Below are 16,232 nucleotides of genomic sequence, written 5' to 3' on the forward strand. Positions count from 1 at the left end.
TGAACTGGGTCGGGGACACTGCCTGGTGGGCAGTTTGACTGGGGCGGTCGCCTCCTAAAAAGTAACGGAGGCGTGCGAAGGTTCCCTCAGCCTGATTGGAAACCAGGCGTAGAGTGCAAACGCACAAGGGAGCTTAACTGTGAGACCGACAGGTCGAACAGGTGCGAAAGCAGGCGTTAGTGATCCGGTGGTTCTGTATGGAAGGGCCATCGCTCATCGGATAAAAGGTACTCTGGGGATAACAGGCTGATCGCGCCTGAGAGTTCATATCGGCGGCGCGGTTTGGCACCTCGATGTCGGCCCATCGCATCCTGGGGCTGGAGCAGGTCCCAAGGGTTCGGCTGTTCGCCGATTAAAGCGGTACGCGAGCTGGGTTTAAAACGTCGTGAGACAGTTTGGTCCCTATCTGCCGTGGGCGTAGGACACTTGAGAGGAGCTGCCCATAGTACGAGAGGACCTGGGTGGACGTACCTCTGGTGCTCCGGTTGTCCTGCCAAGGGCATAGCCGGGTAGCCATGTACGGAACGGATAACCGCTGAAAGCATCTAAGCGGGAAGCCGGCCTCAAGACTAGGTGTCCCGGGCCGCAAGGCCCCTAAAGACCCCTCGTAGACCACGAGGTTGATAGGCCGGGTGTGGAAGCCGAGCAATCGGCGGAGCTAACCGGTACTAATAGGTCGTGCGGCTTGACCATACTTCTAAGGCAAACATCGAAGCGTCGCGCCCGGAGTTCGGGTGACGAGCAGCGTGACACAGCTAGCCCCGCGTAGAGCACCGCGAGAAGCGGGCTCCGCGGAGTCCAAGGGACGCACCCACAAGTTTCCGGTGGTGATATCGAGAAGGTCACACCCGATCCCATACCGAACTCGGAAGTTAAGCTTCTTGGAGCCGATGGTACTGCCAGGGCAACCTGGTGGGAGAGTAGGACGCCGCCGGGATTTTCTTCGAACCTGCGCACAGCGCTCGCTGTGCGCAGGTTTTTTTTTGTCCTTCGTCGTCGCTTCCGCGGCCAGCGCCGCGGGCGCGGGCCGCGCTGCGGCCCCTGTGATCGGTGCTGCGTGGAGGACGTTCCGGGTTTCTCGCGGCGCTCAGGCGTTGCTACCCTGGGGGAACCTTGGGACCCAAGCGCTGGAAAGTCGCAGCAGGCGTCGGTGGTGCCCTCGGCTTCGGGCTCATCGTCGGGTTTGCGCCTCTCGTGCGCTACCGCGCGGAGCTGGCTGCCGAGGGGTACGGGGCGACGCTCGCGATCGAGCAGGTTCGGCCCACGTGGGGCGGCGTCTCGCTGAAGGGGGTCGACGTCCGGCTGCGAGGGGCCCCGAGCGTTTCTATCCGGCTGGAAGAGGTCGACGTCGCGCTCGGCTTCTCGGGCCGTCGGGTGGCGATGCGTGGGGGGACGGTCTCCGCCGTCGGCCCGCGGGACGCGATCCTTCATGAGCTGGAGACGTGGCGCGCTGGGCAGCCCGCTGGTCGCCCGGGCACCGCTGCGGCGGGCCGTGGCGGGAGCACCGAGCTGGAAGGGCTGAAGCTCGTCTGGAGCGACCGGGCCGAGGCACCCAGCGAGAGGCTGTCGGCGGACGGTGTGCGCCTGTCGCGCGCCGAAGGGCAGACGGCGATCTCCGCCCGGGAGGCGATGCTGTCCCTCGGACGCGCGGCGTTTTCGGTCCGGGAGGGCCGGCTGGTGCTCATCCGGGACCAGGCGCGGTATCAGGTGCGTGAGCTCTCGGCGGTCGCCATCGACGCCGAGGTCGCGCTCCCGGCGAGCGCGCCTGACGCGCCGGTGGCGCCCGAGCTGGGTAGCGTCACCCGACCGGCACAGGTCACGAGAGCGGTCGATGACGCCGCCGGGCAGGGCCGAGGCCAGGACCGCGGAGCCGCGATCCGAGAAGCCCTCCTGCGGACGGCCCGAGGGATCGACCTGGCGCTCGGCGAGGGGGCCAAGGTGGATGTCGCAGGGGTGACCGCGCGGCTCAAGCGCGACGCCGACATGCTCAACCTCGGGCCAGGAAACCTCACGGTGCGGCGGGATGCCGGCTCTCTCGTTGTGGAGCTCTCGCCGGGAGAGGCGGCGATCGCCGCGGTCAACGCCGATGCCCAGCACGCGCTCACGTTCCGGCTTCGCGTGCCGATCAGCGACGCGAAGGAGACCCCGCAGGAGATCGTCGCCGACGTACAGGGCGGGCCCATCTGGCTCTCGACCCTGGGCGTCAGGGAGGGTGACATGGGGCTGTTCGACGTGGCGCGCACGTCGATCGTCAGCCGCGCGCGGGTCGTCCTGTCAGCCGACGGCCAGACGCTCGGGATCGACGGCGAGGGGAGACTGAAGAACCTCTCCCTGCGGAGCGCGGCCCTGGCCGACGAGCCCATCGCCGGGCTGGATCTGGCGTGGCGAGCGAAGGCAAACGGCAGGCTCGATGGGTCCAAGGTCGTCGCGGAGGACGCCGAGGTCGACCTCGGCGCGCTGAGGTTGATCGCCCGGGGCGAGTACGAGCGCGCCGGGGCCTCGCATCGGGTCCGCGGCAGCTTCGAGGTGCCCCTCACGGCCTGCCAGTCGATGCTGGACTCGGTACCCCGGGGGGTCGTCGGGAAGCTCCACGGCATGCGGCTCGCCGGGTCGTTCGGAATCGAAGGGAAGCTCCGCTTCGACACCGCCAGCCTGGACCGGACATTTTCGCTCGACTGGGGCGTGTCGAACACCTGCCGCGTGACCGAGATGCCGCCGGACCTGAGCGTCGACCGCTTCAAGCGCGCGTTCAGGCGCCTGGTCTACGGGCCCGGTGGTCAGCGCGTCGAGATGGAGTCCGGCCCGGGGACGGCCGAGTGGGTCCCCTATGAAGACATCTCCCGCTTCATGGAAGTCGCCGTGCTGACCACGGAGGACGGCGGATTCCATCGACACCACGGGTTCGACCAGGAGGCCATCAAGAACTCGATCCGGGAAAACCTCCGCAAGCGGAGGTTCGTTCGGGGGGCGAGCACGGTCAGCATGCAGCTCGCCAAGAACCTCTACCTCGAGCGGACCAAGAGCGTGGCGCGCAAGCTCCAGGAGACCCTGCTCACGATGTACCTCGAGCAGGAGCTCACCAAGGAGCAGATCATGGAGCTCTACCTGAACGTGGTGGAGTTCGGGCCGCTCGTCTACGGCATCGGCGCCGCGGCGCGGCACTACTTCAACGCGTCGGCCGCGCAGCTCTCGCTCGGACAGGCGCTCTACATCGCGTCGATCCTGCCAAACCCGAAGGTCCAGCACTTCGACCCGAGCGGCGAGGTGACGCCTGCATGGACCGGCTACCTGCGGAAGCTCATGCAGATCGCGCACAGGCGCCAGCGGATCACCGACGAGGAGCTCGAGAAGGGGCTGCAGGAGACCGTCGTGCGAGGGTCCCCCGCGCCTCACCTGGCGCCGCGGCCGCCCGCCGGGGAAGGCGACGAGGAGAGGTCCGAGCCGGACGAGGCGCAGGGCGACGTGTGGACAGCGCCCTGACCGACCGCACGCGCGCAGACAGGGCCGTCAACGCTTGAGCGCAGCGGTCCGGAGCTTCGCGAAAAAGGAGCGGAGCAAGGCGGCGCACTCGTCCGCGAGCACGCCCGACGTGACCGAGAAGCGATGGTTGAGCCGGGTGTCGCGGCCGATCGTGAAGAGCGTATCCACCGCTCCTGCCTTCGGATCCGGGCAACCGTAGACAAGCCGCGCGATCCTGGCGTTCACGAGCGCGCCCGCGCACATGGGGCACGGCTCCAGCGTGGCGTAGACCGTGGCTCCCTCGAGCCGCCAATGGCCAAGCTGCCTGGCAGCGGCCCGGAGCGCGTCCACCTCGGCGTGCCCGGTCGGATCCTGGTCGATCTCGCGCCGGTTTCGCCCGCGCGCCAGCTCGACCCCGTTCGCGTCGACGATCAGCGCCCCCACGGGGACGTCACCGGATGCTGCCGCGGCCTCGGCCTCCGCGATCGCCTCGCGCATCCGCAGCACGTCGACGGCATCCTCCGCTCGTCCAGGGGCGGAGAGGAGCACATCGGCTCCGTCATCCATGCAGGTCTCGGGAACTGTCACACGACCGATCAGGCGCGCCCAGGAAGATTCGAACTTCCGACCCCCGGCTTCGTAGGCCGATGCTCTATCCAGCTGAGCTATGGGCGCTCTGGTGAAGACAAGCAAACAAGACGTGGCTACGCCACCGCACTCCTCGCGTCGCGCTCGTTTGCGCGAAGTGAGTGCCGGCGTTTATACGCCCCCGAGCGACCTGTCAAAGGAAAAGTGAACGGCCTGAGCTCGTTCGCTCAAACGAGCGGCATTTCGTGCACGAACGCCGCTTCGGTTCTCGCCGCTCTCCCGGCGGCCTCTCGCCCCCGGCGGTACGGATGAGCTTGCCCCAAGGTTCGGGCAGGTGGCGCGCCGAGCGAGCGGGCCGCGCAGTGTCGTGATCGTCGCTGCGCATCGAGGCGACCGCCGGGGCAGCGCCGGACAAAAAACATGGCGCGCGGCGATTCCACCCCGGGAATGGCCGCGCGCTTTCAAACGCTCTCGAACGGCAAGGCGAAGCTCGGAAAGACGCTGCAAGCGGAGCACAGGCCAAGCTGAAGGATCGGAAGCAATCGTAAGCCAAGCAGCAGCCGAGCTATGGACGAGGCGAGATAAGCGTCAGCGAACGGCAAAGCCCAAGCGAACAAGGCCTCAGGAGGAGGAGGAAGACCGCGAGACGCTGCAGCCCACAGCGACGAACGCGGTCTATTCCGCCTTGAGCAGCCTCTGTGCCATTTCCCTGCGTCGCCCCCGGCGCGCCCTGGACGCGCGCCCTCCAGCGGAATCATCACGTTTCTTGAGGGTTTCTCCGAGGGTTTCGCGCTCCTGAGCGGTCAGAGCTCGGGCAACCATGTCGCGCTGGAATTCGTGGCTCGCAATCTTTGCGGACTGTGCCAGCCGAGCACCGGCAGCATGTGACGCGGTGCGCTAGCGCGGGCCGCCAAAGAGGTGATCGTGCGGAGCGTCAGCGTGGCAACGCTTGCAGAGCGGTATGGCGCCACGGTGCGTGGAGGTGCCCTGGGGCGTGACGATGGCGTACTCCCAGTCGCCGCCGTCAGGATCGTAGCCGGCCGGTCGCTTCACCATGGCCAGGAGCGTCACCGGTTCCGACGACCCCGCGGGGTAGTGGAACGCGACGAGCGCGGCGCCGGGCGGGAGGACGCGCTCGGGGCCGAGCGCCGGGTAAGGCACGGCGGGCGCGTTGATCCGCACCTCCGCCTCCAGCTCGCCGGTGAAATGCTGGGAGCGAGCTCGGCCCGTCGCGGGCTTGAAGCTCGCGAGCTGCGCGGCGAGCTCCCAGGCGGTGGGCTCCGGGGCCGGAGATGCAGCGGGCGCTGCGGCCGGCGCACGCGGCTCGGCGATGGGGGCGGAGCCGCCTTCGATCCACGCCGCCGTCGCCGCGGCATCAACCCGCGGGCGGGGCGGCGGCGCGCAGCCGATCGGCAAGGGCGCCCACCCCGAGGGGGTCCGCGCCTCCGTCGCGAGCATCGCCAGGGCCAGGGACGCGGCGGCGAGCGCGCAGCGCGCAGGGACGCGGGGTCGGGACCAGGACCGCACCGGCCGAGATGCTACACTGCCCGGGATGCACCTGGCCTCTTCCAGGCGAGGCCGCGCCTGGCGCGCCCTCTTTGCTGCAACGCTGGTCGCGCTGTCGGGCGCCGCGCTGATGGGAGGAGCCCCTGAGGCGGCAGCCCAGGAAGCGCCTCGCCGCGCCTGGCTGGGCGTGGAGCTGGAGCCCGGGCCGGCCGGCGGGGTGGTCGCGAGGCACGTGGTCACCAGCTCGCCGGCGGCCAAGGCGGGCATCGTGGACGGGGACCATGTCGTCGCGGCGGATGGCGTCCCGCTCGAGGACCCGAAGCAGCTCGTCGCCCGCGTCGCGCTCGCGGGGCCGGGCAACGTGGTGAACCTCCGGATCCGGCGCGGCGGCCGAGAGCGCGACGTCGCGCCGACGCTCGTGCCGTTCCCCGGGCAGGACCAGATCCTGCGCCTCGACAAGATCGGCACCTTCGCGCCGGCATGGAAGTCGCTCACGACGGTCGCGGGGACCGTCCCGGCCAACGTCGGTGCCCTGCGCGGTAACGTGGTGCTCCTCGACTTCTGGGCCACCTGGTGCGGGCCGTGCCGCCTGATGGCCCCGCAGCTCTCGAAGTGGCACGCGACGTACGCCGCGCAGGGGCTCCGGGTCGTCGGGCTGACGAGCGACAGCGTCGGCGTCGCGACGAAGACGGCGCAGGCCCTCGCGATGCGCTACGCGGTCGCGTCGGACGCCTCGGAGTCGACCTCCGCGGCGTACGGGGTCAGGGCGCTTCCCACGATGTTCGTGATCGACAAGAAGGGCGTCATCCGCGAGGTGGTGGTCGGGTACGACCCGTCGCGGCACGCCGAGATCGAGAAGCTCCTCCAGGCGCTGCTCGCCGAGCCCGCGCCGTCGCCGTGACGGCCGCGGGGCCGCGCTGGCCTCGCTGGCCCGCCACGTAGGCTTCCATGCTGCTCTCCATCGACGAGTTCCTGTGGGCGCTGCGGCGCGACGGCTTCGCCGTGTCGACGGCGCAGGCGATCGACGTCGCGCGGGCCTGCGCGCTGGTGGGGTTCGGCAGCCGCGCGGCGCTGCGGGACGCCATCGGCGCGGTGGTCGTCGAGCGCGCGGCCGACCTCCGCCGGTACCACGCCTCGTTCGACCGCTTCTTCTCGCCCGGAGGCGCGCACGTCGGGGATCTCTGGGCGCGCCTGCTCGAGCGCGGGTTCTCCGAGGGGGAGCTCTCGGCCCTCCGCGATCTGCTGACCGCCGCGGCGGAGCGCAGCGGCGTCTCCGGCGACGCGATCGGCTTCCAGGCGCTCGCCGGGACGGCGGGGGAGCTCGACAGCGCGCTCCAGGCGGCGGGGATCGCGCGCGTGCTCGCGCCGATGACGAGCTCGCTCCAGGTCGGGTTCTTCGCGCAGCGGGTGATGGATCAGCTCGGGGTGCCGGCCGTCGCGAGCGCGCTGCGGCGGATCCGGAGCGCGCTCGAGGAGGCGCTCGGCGAGGAGCGGGGGAGGGCGCTCGCGGAGGCGCTCGGCGCGGAGATGGAGCGGATGCGGCACCGTGTTCGCCAGCACGTGACGATGGCGCTGCGGCGCTTCGAGGGCGAGGAGCGCGAGACCCCTGGCCGCATGGATGTGCCGTTCGCCTCGCTCGGCGAGGGCGAGATGGAGGAGGTGCGCCGCGCGGTGAGGGCGCTGTCCGAGCGGCTGCGCGGCGCCGAGCGGGTCCGGCGGCGCAGGGCGCGGCGGGGGAGGATCGATCCGCACCGCACCCTGCGGCGCAGCCTCCAGACGGGCGGCGTGCCGTTCCACCCGGCGCGGCGGGCGCGGCGGCGCGACAAGCCGCGCCTCATGGTCCTGTGCGACGTGTCGGACTCGGTCCGGGTCGCCGCGCGGTTCATGCTCGAGTTCGTCTGCGCGGCGCAGGAGCTCTTCGATCGGACACGGTCGTTCGTCTTCGTGAGCGAGCTCGCGGAGACGACCGAGCTCTTCGACGCGCTGCCGACGAGCTCGGCGCTGGAGCGCATCCAGCGCGGCGAGGTGGTGAGCCGCGCGCACAACTCGAACTACGGGCGCGTCCTCGGCGCGTTCGAGGAGCGCCATGGGCGCGAGGTCGACCGGCGGGTGACCCTCGTGATCCTGGGCGACGGCCGCACGAACTACTTCGCCGACCAGGCGGAGGTCGTGAGGAGGCTCCGCGACCGGGCGCGGGCGCTGCTCTGGATCTGCCCCGAGGGGCCCGGCGCCTGGGGGACGGGGGACAGCGCGATGCTGCGCTACGCCGCGGCGTCGACAAAGGTGCTTGTGGCCCGGACCGCGCGGGAGCTCGAAACGGCGGCGCGGGAGGTGGTCGCCCGGCGCGCTTAGGGCTATGGGTCGCGCCATGTCGCTCGATCAGAAGCTGAGGGAGCTCGCGGCGCGCATCGAGAAGGGGGGCGCGCAGAAGTACCACGACAAGAACGCGGAGCAGGGCAAGCTGTTCGCGCGGCAGCGCGTCGCGCTGCTCCTCGACGAAGGGAGCTTCATCGAGGACGCGGCGCTCGCCAACGCGCTGGATCCCGAGCTGCCGGCCGACGGCGTCATCACGGGCACGGGCACGGTGGGCGGGCGCCCCGTGTGCGTGATGGCGAACGACTCGACCGTGAAGGCCGGCTCGTGGGGGCGCCGGACCGTCGAGAAGATCCTGCGCGTGCAGGAGACCGCGCGGCGCCTCCGGTGCCCGCTGCTCTACCTCGTCGACTCCGCGGGCGCGCGGATCACCGATCAGATCGAGATGTTCCCCGGGCGGCGCGGCGCGGGGCGGATCTTCTACAACCAGGTCGAGCTGAGCGGCCTGGTGCCGCAGATCTGCCTGCTGTTCGGCCCGTCGGCCGCGGGCGGCGCGTACATCCCGGCGTTCTGCGACGTCGTGTGCATGGTCGAGAGCAACGCGAGCATGTACCTGGGCTCGCCGCGGATGGCGGAGATGGTGATCGGCGAGAAGGTCACGCTCGAGGAGCTCGGCGGCGCGCGCATGCACTGCTCGGTCTCGGGGTGCGGGGACGTGCTCGTGAAGACCGAGGAGGAGGCGATCGCGTTCGCGAAGCGCTACCTCGCCCTCATGCCCCAGAGCTCCGCGGAGACGCCGCCCCGCGCCGAGCCGCGGCCTGAGAAGCCGGGGCAGCGGGCGCTCGAGGACGTGATCCCCGCCGACGAGAACAAGCCGTTCGACATCATGGCGGTCATCGACGCGATCATCGACGAGGGCAGCTTCGTCGAGATCAAGAAGCTCTACGCGAAGGAGATCGTCACGGGGCTCGCGCGCATCGAGGGGCGCGCGGTCGGGATCGTCGCGAACCAGCCGAAATACAAGGGCGGCGTGCTGTTCGTCGACTCGGCCGACAAGGCGGCGCGGTTCATCTGGCTGTGCGACGCCTTCAACATCCCGCTCCTGTACCTCGCGGACGTGCCCGGCTTCATGATCGGGACCGTCGTCGAGCGGCAGGGGATCATCCGGGCCGGGGCGAAGATGATCGCCGCGGTGAGCGAGGCGAGCGTGCCGAAGCTGTCCGTCATCGTGCGCAAGGCGTACGGCGCCGGGCTCTACGCGATGTGCGGGCCGGCGTTCGCGCCGGACGAGTGCATCGCCCTGCCCTCGGCGTCGATCGCGGTGATGGGGCCGAGCGCCGCGGTGAACGCCGTTTACTACAACAAGATCCAGGCGATCCCGGCGGGGCCGGAGCGCGAGGCGCTCGTCCAGAAGCTGCGCGACGAGTACCGGGCCGACGTCGATCTGGAGAAGCTCGCGAGCGAGCTCGTGATCGACGCGGTCATCCCGACCGCAAACCTCCGGCGCGAGGTGGCGCGCCGCTTCGAGCGGTACGCGGGCAAGGTCGAGGAACGGCCGCGCAAGAAGCACCTCGTGCCGCCTGTGTGAGCGGCGCGCCTCGCGCCGTCAGGCGCCTTTGAGCGCGGCGGGGGCGTGAACGGTGAGGACGGGCGGCGAGAGCGGCGCGCTCGGCGGGCTCGGGCGCGCGTGAAGGTGGTGTAGACTCGTCGCGTGCTTGCCCGCAGGCTTCCGCTTTCCCTCGCGCTGCTCGGCCTCGCTCTCGCGACGGGCGAGGCGCGCGCCGACGCCCCGGCCCCGGCGATGGCGCGCCTGCTCCGGCCGCGCGTGGGGCGGCATCCGCTGGTCGATCCGCGCGGGCGCATCCCCGTGCTGGTGCCGCTGCCGGCCGGCGCCGATGCGCGATCGCTCGGGCTGCTCCAGGTGGCGCCGGGCTTCGGGACCGTCCGGCTCCCGCCCGGCGACGTCGGCGCTTTCGGCGCCGCGCACCCGGAGCTTTCGCTGCTCACAGGGCCGCCGCGGCAGCCCCTCCTGGACCGCTCGAAGGTGTGGATCCGGGTCGAGCAGTACCGGCGAGCCACGGGCGCGGACGGAAAGGGGGTGGTCGTCGGCATCGTCGATACAGGGATCGACGTGACCCACCCGGATTTCCGGGATGAGAACGGCAAGACGCGGATCCGATGGATGCTGCAGGCCGGAAGCCCGAGGGGGCTGCACGCGCCGCTCGAGCACAGGTACGGGTGCGACGACCCGGACCAGTCGCCGTGCGCGATCGTCGCCGACGCCGACATCGACGCGATGCTCGCGAAGGGCGAGCCGGGGATGCTCCGCGACATCACGGGGCACGGCACGCACGTCGCCTCCATCGCGGCGGGCAACGGCGGGCCGATGGTGTCCAAGCGGCCGCGGTACGTCGGCGTCGCGCCCGCGGCCACGCTGATCGTCGCGGCGCCGTCGCGGCCCGGCGCTGGCTTCGACGATCCGGACATCCTCAAGGCGGTGCAGTTCATCTTCGACCGCGCCGATGAGCTGAAGATGCCGGCGGTCGTCAACCTGAGCGTCGGGAGCGACTTCGGGCCCCACGACGGGACGAGCCCGCTCGAGACCGGGCTCGCCGCGATGGTCGGCAGCGCGCACCCGGGACGCGCGATCGTCGTCGCGGCAGGCAACAGCGGCGCGCTGTACGAGATCGATGGCCAGGGGCCGATGGGGATCCACACCGAGGCGCACGCCTCGCCGCACGCCGAGACGCGCGTGCCCATCCGCACGCCGAGCGCGTCGAAAGGGCAGGGATACGTGTGGATCACCTTCCGGCCCGGCGACGAGGTGTCGGTCGGCCTCGAGGGGCCCGGCGGCGAGACGTGGATCGGCCTCGTCGATCCCGGGCATGACGCGGGCTACACCGGCGACGACGGCGAGACGACCGGCGCCGTGATCAACCGGCTCGCGAACGGCAAGTCGCCCATCACCGCGGACACGAACAGCGCGGTCGTGGCGTTCAGCGGGGCGTGGGAGGCAGGCGAGTTCGCCATTCGCCTGAAGGGCCGCGGGGACGCGCAGCTGTGGGTCACGGGGCTCGGCGACGTCTCGGCGTCGCACGACCTCGGGCTCCAGTTCACGCGCGGCATCAAGCAAGGCACGATCAACGTGCCCGCGAGCCACCCTGGCCTGCTCGCCGTTGGGTGCACCATCAACCGCGTCCGCTGGAAGCCGCAGGGGAGCAGCGACAGCGTGCTCCTCATGAACCTCGACGGCGAGCCGATCCACGAGGATAGCGCCTGCTACTTCAGCGCGGCCGGCCCCACGCCGTTCGGCGTGGCCAAGCCGGAGATCAGCGCGCCAGGCGGCCTCGTGGCGGCGGCCATGGGGAGCGGGGTGGACCCACGGGAGGGGCACGGGGGGCTGTTCGACACGCCCGGCTGCCCGGACGATCAGCCGTGCTTCGTCGTCGACGATTTCCACGCGATCGCCTCGGGCTCCTCGATGTCGGCGCCGCAGGTCGCGGGCGCGATCGCGCTGCTCTTCCAGATCGATCCGAACCTGACCCAGGCCGAGATCACCGAGGTGCTCCAGGCGGGCGCGCGGTACCCGAAAGGCGACGTGCCGCTCGACGCGCAGCTCGGCCCCGGCGTGCTCGATCTCGAGGGCGCGCGGCTCGCGCTCCAGGCGGCGGAGGCGAGGGGCAACGAGCCGGCGCTCGACCGGAGCTGGTATGTGCTGTCGAGCGCTTACGCCAGACCCGACCCGACCTGGCCGGTCTGGGGGACGATCGAGATGCGGCGCCCGGACGGCTCGCCGCTCGGGGGCGACGACGAGAAGCTCACGGTCGCGCTCCGAGGCGGGGTGATGCACACGCCGCTCCGGCGGGTGCGCCGCGGGCTGTGGCAGTTCGCGGTCGCCGCACCCCGCGGCTCGGGCGGATCCACGCTGACCGTCGACGTGCTCTACGACGGCGTCTCGCTCGGGGCGCGCGAGCTCCCGGTCGGGAGCGACGTGTGGATGGCGAACGGAGAGCTCGAGGCGGCGAGCGGCGCGTGCTCGTGCGCCGCGGCCGGCGCGGAGCAGGGGTGGCCGTCGAGCCGCGTGGCGTTCGGGCTCGCGGGGGCCCTCGCGGCCACCGTGGTCGCGCGCCGGCGCCGTCGCGGCTGAGCGCGGCCGCGCGGCGCGCCGCTGGTCCTGAGCGCGGCCGCGCTCCGCTGGTGCGAGGCGCTCGAGCTGGTCGATGCTGCCTCTCGCGACCGGCTGCCATGCGGCGCCGTCCGTGTCACCGTGGCCGGGCGGCAGGGCAGGGCAGACGATCACGACGATGAGCAAGGATGCGATGGAGAGACGGGTGAGCTCAGAACGACCCCCCACGGCAGAGATGGATGCGGGGCGCGCGCGCGCGCCGAGGCCGCTCCGGTTCGCGACGCGCACCGGCTGGGACCTCTCGGAGAACCGGCTCGCGTCCGTGCTCGCCGAGGCCCGCCGGGCCGGACGCGCGCTCGTCGACTTCACCGAGTCGAACCCGACGCGCTGCGGGATCGCCGAGACAGCGTCCCTCGTCGCGCCGCTGGGCCACCCGCGCGGCGCGAGGTACGCGCCGCTGCCGCTCGGCGACCCCGACGCGCGCGCCGCGGTGTCGCGCTACTACGAGGAGCGCGGCCTCGACGTGGACCCGGCCAGCGTCGTGCTGACGGCCAGCACCAGCGAGGCGTACGGCTGGCTGCTCAAGCTGCTCGCCGAGCGCGGCGACGACGTGCTCGTCCCCGTGCCGTCCTACCCGCTTCTCGAGTACCTCGCCTGCCTCGAGGACGTCGCCCTCACGCCGTACCCGCTCCTCCGGGAGGAAGGGTGGCGCATCGACCTCGGCGCGCTGGAGCGCGCCGCCGGCGAGCGGACGCGCGCGGTGGTGCTCGTCCACCCGAACAACCCCACCGGATCGTTCGTGCGCCGCGATGACGCCGCGGCGCTCGAGGCCGTCGCACAGGAGCGCGGCCTCGCGCTGATCGTCGACGAGGTCTTCGGCGACTACGCGCACGGAGACCTCGCGCCGGACCGCCTGCCGAGCTTCGCAGGCCGGCGGCAGGCGCTGACCTTCGTCCTGAGCGGGCTCTCCAAGGTGATGGCGCTGCCGCAGCTCAAGCTCGGCTGGATCGCCGTCTCGGGGCCGCCGGAGCTCGCCGCCGCGGCGGTGGAGCGGCTCGAGATGATCGCCGATACCTACCTCTCGGTCGGCACGCCGGTGCAGCTCGCGCTGCCCGAGATCCTCGCCGCGCGCGCGCCCGTCCAGCGCGCGATCCTGTCGCGCGTGCAGGCGAACCTGGGGGCGCTCGACGCCGCGATCGCGGCGCGCGCCGGGGGCGCGGTCCGACGGCTCCCGGTCGACGGCGGCTGGTACGCGACGCTGGAGGTCCCGCGCGTCCACGACGAGGACGGCTGGGTCGAGCTCCTCGTGCGCGACGAGGGGATCGTCGTCCACCCCGGCTACTTCTTCGACATGCCGCGCGACGGCTTCCTCGTCGTCAGCCTGCTGCTCGATCCGGCCGCGTTCGCGGAGGCCGCGCTGCGGCTCGTGGACCGGATGGCGCGCGCGATCAGCGGTGGATGAGGACCACCGTGGAGCGGCCGGCGTCGCGGGAGGCCCGCAGGCCGTGCCAGCCCTCGGGCACCGGCGGGTCGGTCCAGGCGAACATCTGCTTCGCGTCGATCGGGGAGAGGTTCACGCAGCCGCCGCTCTTCAGCTCGCCCCAGGCGTCGTGCCAGTACGCGCCGTGCAGCGCGTGGGGGCCGTGGAAGTTCTGCACGAACTGCACCTCGGAGTGGACGATGTTGTCGTTCGAGCTCGACACCATGGTCGCCGTCACGAACTTCCCGTCGATGCGGAAGCGACCCGTCGGCGTCGCCGCCGTCTCGATCGCGGGGACGCCCTTCTGCGGGACGCCGCCGCGCCCCGGCGAGATGAGCGTCGCGAAGACGGGGGTGAGCTCCTCGTAGGCGACGAACCAGCCGCCGAGCACGCTGATCTCGATCCACTTGCGCGGCGGCGCGGAAGGATCGTTCTCGCCCTCGAGCGGCGCCCGCTTCGCCGGCTCGATCACCACGGCGTCGTCCTGGAGCACGTAGATGCCGGGCTCCTGCGTCTCGAGGTACCGCTCGCCCTCCTCGACCTCGGCGCGACCCGTGAGGCCGACCCAGGCGAGGCGCGTGAAGGAGGCGCCCGTCGGCTCGAAGCGGCCGCCGGCGCCCCGCTGGTACTTCGGTCGATCGATCTTGCGGAAGAACGCGAGCGGGAGCGAGCGGCCGTCCTTCAGCCACACGCCCTGGAAGCTGGAGCGCGGGTACGGCTTCAGCCGATCCTTCGGCATGTACGCCTGATCCGAGGTCACCACCCAGGTCCGCTCCTGCGCGTCGAACACCTGGGTGAACGCCACCGTCGAGCCGTTCACGATGCGGTCGCGCCCCTCGCGCACGAGATCGCCGAAGGGGAACAGCGCGGGGGCCGCGACGCCGGCCGGCTTCAGATCGACTCCCACGAGCGCCTCGTCGATCTCCCGGATGGCCTCCTCGCTCGCGCCCTCGGCCGCGCGCACCCTGGCGACGTTCGCGAGGTGCTCCGCGAGATCCCACTCGGCGCGCCGCTGCTCCTTCGCGCTCGGGAGCGCGCGGTACCGCGGGGCGCCCGTCGACTCGGCGTAGTCGTAGGGCCACGGCGAGTCGATCCGGGGCGCGTGCGGCCGCAGCGCGACGACGACCGGGTCGCTCGGATCGACCGTCGCTGCGGCACCCGCGCAGACGTAGCCCCGCGGCTCGACGGCGTACCAGGCGGCGCAGCCCTCGCCCGGCGTCCGCGCGGCCTCGACGCTGCCGCCGCGCAGCGCGACGGAGCCCCCGAGCCCCAGGTAGCCGCTCCAGCCCCGCGTCGGGTACGGGCCCGGGTTGATCCAGGCAAACCGCGCCTTCGAGTAGATGCGCGCGCCCGCGCTCGCCGCGCTCGCGGGCGGCGCCGCCTCGGTCTCCGCGGACGCCTTGTCGGCGGGCGCGGTCTCGACGGCCTCGGCGGGCGGCGCGTCCGCTGGCGACGGCGCGCGGGGAGCGTCCGCTTCCGAAGGGGCGCGCGGGGCGCTCGCCTCGGCGGGCGCCTGAGGGGCGTCCGCCTCTAGCGGCTGCGGCGACCCCGCGGCAGGGCTCTCTTCGGAGCAGGCGGCGATGGCCCCCGACACGACCGCGCACGCGAGGGTCGCGAGGAGCAAGGAGGACGGTGAGCTACCCATGCAAGCAGGGGAAGACTACTTGCCGGGACCCGCCGCGGACAAGCGGACGGCGCCGGCGCCGTCCGCCCCGCTCGCGCTACAGCCTGCCGAGCACGGCGACAACGAGCAGGATGACCCCGACCAGCGCGGCGGTGATCATCATGAGCCTCGCCAGCCGCGGCTTCAGCCACCTCCACAGGACGAGGCGAGCCACCTTCCACAAGAGCGCCAGGATCTGCCAGAGGACCTTGCCCACGACGGGAGCGTAGCGCAGTCCCGCGACGCGCGCCCAGCGAGGGCGGGAGATTTCGCGCCCACCGGCCACCCCGCCGGCGATGGCCGGCGCACGGGCGGCCGGCAGCGCGCGGCGTGCGTGGCGCGCGCAACGTCAGTCGATGTCGACGCTCACCTTCGAGGCATAGCTGCCCGGGGAGGGGAAGGTGATCTCGCGGAGCGCGCCGGCGACACACTCGGCGGCCTCCTCGCCCCGTTCGTCGGCGCTGGAGACGCCCACGCTGAGCGGCCTGCCGTCGGTGTCGATGTAGAGCGTCGCCTTGAGCTGGCTCGCGCCCGCCTGGCTCCGGCAGGACTCGAGCGCCGGCCGCGCCTTCTTGTACGGCGTCCCGAGCTGGTCGGGCGTCCACGGGACGGGCGGGCGCTCGTCGCTGCTCGGCTCGAACGTGAAGCTGTTCTCCGCCAGGCCCTCGCCGCCGACCGGCTTCGGCCACCGCGTCGCCTTCAGGACCTTGAGCATGCACGCCTCGGTGTCGCGATCGCCCAGCGTCGAGTCCTTCACGAACGCCCAGCGCGCCGTGCCGTCCTCGGTCACGCGGACCTTGAAGCGGATCTCACCGCCGAGATAGGGGATGCGCTGGACGCCCCGCTCGTAGCAGCGCGAGAGCCGAGGCGAGACGCGCTGAAACGCCGCCTGCACCTTCTCCTCGTTCATCCCGCCGATCTCGGACCGCGAGCTCATCGACGGGCGCGACTCGGTGACAGGCGCGGCGTCGAGCATCTCCGGCGCCGCGGGCGCGGGCTCGGCGCCGCCACAGCCGAGGACGGACGCGAGCGACGAGACGGCAACGAGGGTGATGGAGCCCCTGAGAAAGCGAGTGAATTTCATGATCCGACGGCGA

11 protein-coding genes, 1 tRNA gene and 2 rRNA genes (1 of these 14 cut by a window edge) are annotated in these 16,232 nt (G+C 71.9%); 8 read left to right on the top strand and 6 right to left on the bottom strand.

Annotated elements, in window-relative coordinates:
* From WMF24_RS13070 to WMF24_RS13080, 3 genes are all read left to right on the top strand, one after another.
* Positions 1 to 693, top strand: a 23S ribosomal RNA gene (locus tag WMF24_RS13070); it begins 2,312 nt to the left of the window's first position.
* 127 nt (positions 694 to 820) lie between these two features.
* Positions 821 to 937: ribosomal RNA gene (gene rrf, locus WMF24_RS13075) — 5S ribosomal RNA — on the top strand.
* Positions 938 to 1,113: 176 nt separating this feature from the next.
* Positions 1,114 to 3,480 (top strand): transglycosylase domain-containing protein, encoded by a 2,367-nt coding sequence (locus tag WMF24_RS13080; protein WP_437736716.1) that lies wholly within the window; start codon positions 1,114 to 1,116, stop codon positions 3,478 to 3,480.
* Between the two features lie 27 nt (positions 3,481 to 3,507).
* On the opposite strand, the gene WMF24_RS13085 is transcribed toward WMF24_RS13080, so the two are convergent.
* From WMF24_RS13085 to WMF24_RS13095, 3 genes are all read right to left on the bottom strand, one after another.
* Complete coding sequence (locus WMF24_RS13085) at positions 3,508 to 4,026, bottom strand: nucleoside deaminase (protein WP_437736717.1); 519 nt, start codon at positions 4,024 to 4,026, stop codon at positions 3,508 to 3,510.
* A 34-nt stretch (positions 4,027 to 4,060) separates the two neighbouring features.
* Positions 4,061 to 4,134 (bottom strand) — tRNA-Arg (locus WMF24_RS13090).
* An 810-nt stretch (positions 4,135 to 4,944) separates the two neighbouring features.
* Entirely contained in the window at positions 4,945 to 5,574 is a 630-nt protein-coding gene (locus WMF24_RS13095; RefSeq protein ID WP_437736718.1) for a hypothetical protein, read from the bottom strand.
* Positions 5,575 to 5,599: 25 nt separating this feature from the next.
* On the opposite strand from WMF24_RS13095, the gene WMF24_RS13100 reads away from it, so the two are divergent.
* The 5 genes from WMF24_RS13100 (at position 5,600) to WMF24_RS13120 (ending at position 13,454) form a co-directional block, all read left to right on the top strand.
* Entirely contained in the window at positions 5,600 to 6,454 is an 855-nt protein-coding gene (locus WMF24_RS13100; protein WP_437736719.1) for a redoxin domain-containing protein, read from the top strand.
* 47 nt (positions 6,455 to 6,501) lie between these two features.
* Positions 6,502 to 7,905 carry a VWA domain-containing protein gene (locus tag WMF24_RS13105; RefSeq protein ID WP_437736720.1) on the top strand — a complete coding sequence of 468 codons (1,404 nt, stop codon included), beginning with the start codon at positions 6,502 to 6,504 and terminating at the stop codon, positions 7,903 to 7,905.
* Between the two features lie 16 nt (positions 7,906 to 7,921).
* Positions 7,922 to 9,454 (top strand): acyl-CoA carboxylase subunit beta, encoded by a 1,533-nt coding sequence (locus WMF24_RS13110; protein ID WP_437736721.1) that lies wholly within the window; start codon positions 7,922 to 7,924, stop codon positions 9,452 to 9,454.
* A 123-nt stretch (positions 9,455 to 9,577) separates the two neighbouring features.
* Positions 9,578 to 12,013 (top strand): S8 family peptidase, encoded by a 2,436-nt coding sequence (locus tag WMF24_RS13115; protein ID WP_437736722.1) that lies wholly within the window; start codon positions 9,578 to 9,580, stop codon positions 12,011 to 12,013.
* A 184-nt stretch (positions 12,014 to 12,197) separates the two neighbouring features.
* Positions 12,198 to 13,454 (top strand): pyridoxal phosphate-dependent aminotransferase, encoded by a 1,257-nt coding sequence (locus WMF24_RS13120; RefSeq protein ID WP_437736723.1) that lies wholly within the window; start codon positions 12,198 to 12,200, stop codon positions 13,452 to 13,454.
* Here WMF24_RS13120 and WMF24_RS13125 read toward each other — a convergent pair.
* From WMF24_RS13125 to WMF24_RS13135, 3 genes are all read right to left on the bottom strand, one after another.
* Positions 13,441 to 15,117, bottom strand: a complete 1,677-nt coding sequence (locus tag WMF24_RS13125; protein WP_437736724.1) for a L,D-transpeptidase — start codon at positions 15,115 to 15,117, stop codon at positions 13,441 to 13,443. The two genes, WMF24_RS13120 and WMF24_RS13125, sit on opposite strands and share 14 nt — an antisense overlap.
* A 76-nt stretch (positions 15,118 to 15,193) precedes the next feature.
* The gene (locus WMF24_RS13130; RefSeq protein WP_437736725.1) at positions 15,194 to 15,352 is read right to left on the bottom strand and encodes a hypothetical protein; all 159 of its coding nucleotides are present in this window, start codon (positions 15,350 to 15,352) and stop codon (positions 15,194 to 15,196) included.
* A 132-nt stretch (positions 15,353 to 15,484) separates the two neighbouring features.
* On the bottom strand, positions 15,485 to 16,219 hold the full coding sequence (locus WMF24_RS13135; RefSeq protein WP_437736726.1) for an AgmX/PglI C-terminal domain-containing protein: 735 nt from the start codon (positions 16,217 to 16,219) through the stop codon (positions 15,485 to 15,487).
* Between the last annotated feature and the right edge of the window lie 13 nt (positions 16,220 to 16,232).

This window comes from Sorangium sp. So ce1335, from assembly GCF_051521615.1.
Taxonomy (GTDB): domain Bacteria; phylum Myxococcota_A; class Polyangia; order Polyangiales; family Polyangiaceae; genus Sorangium.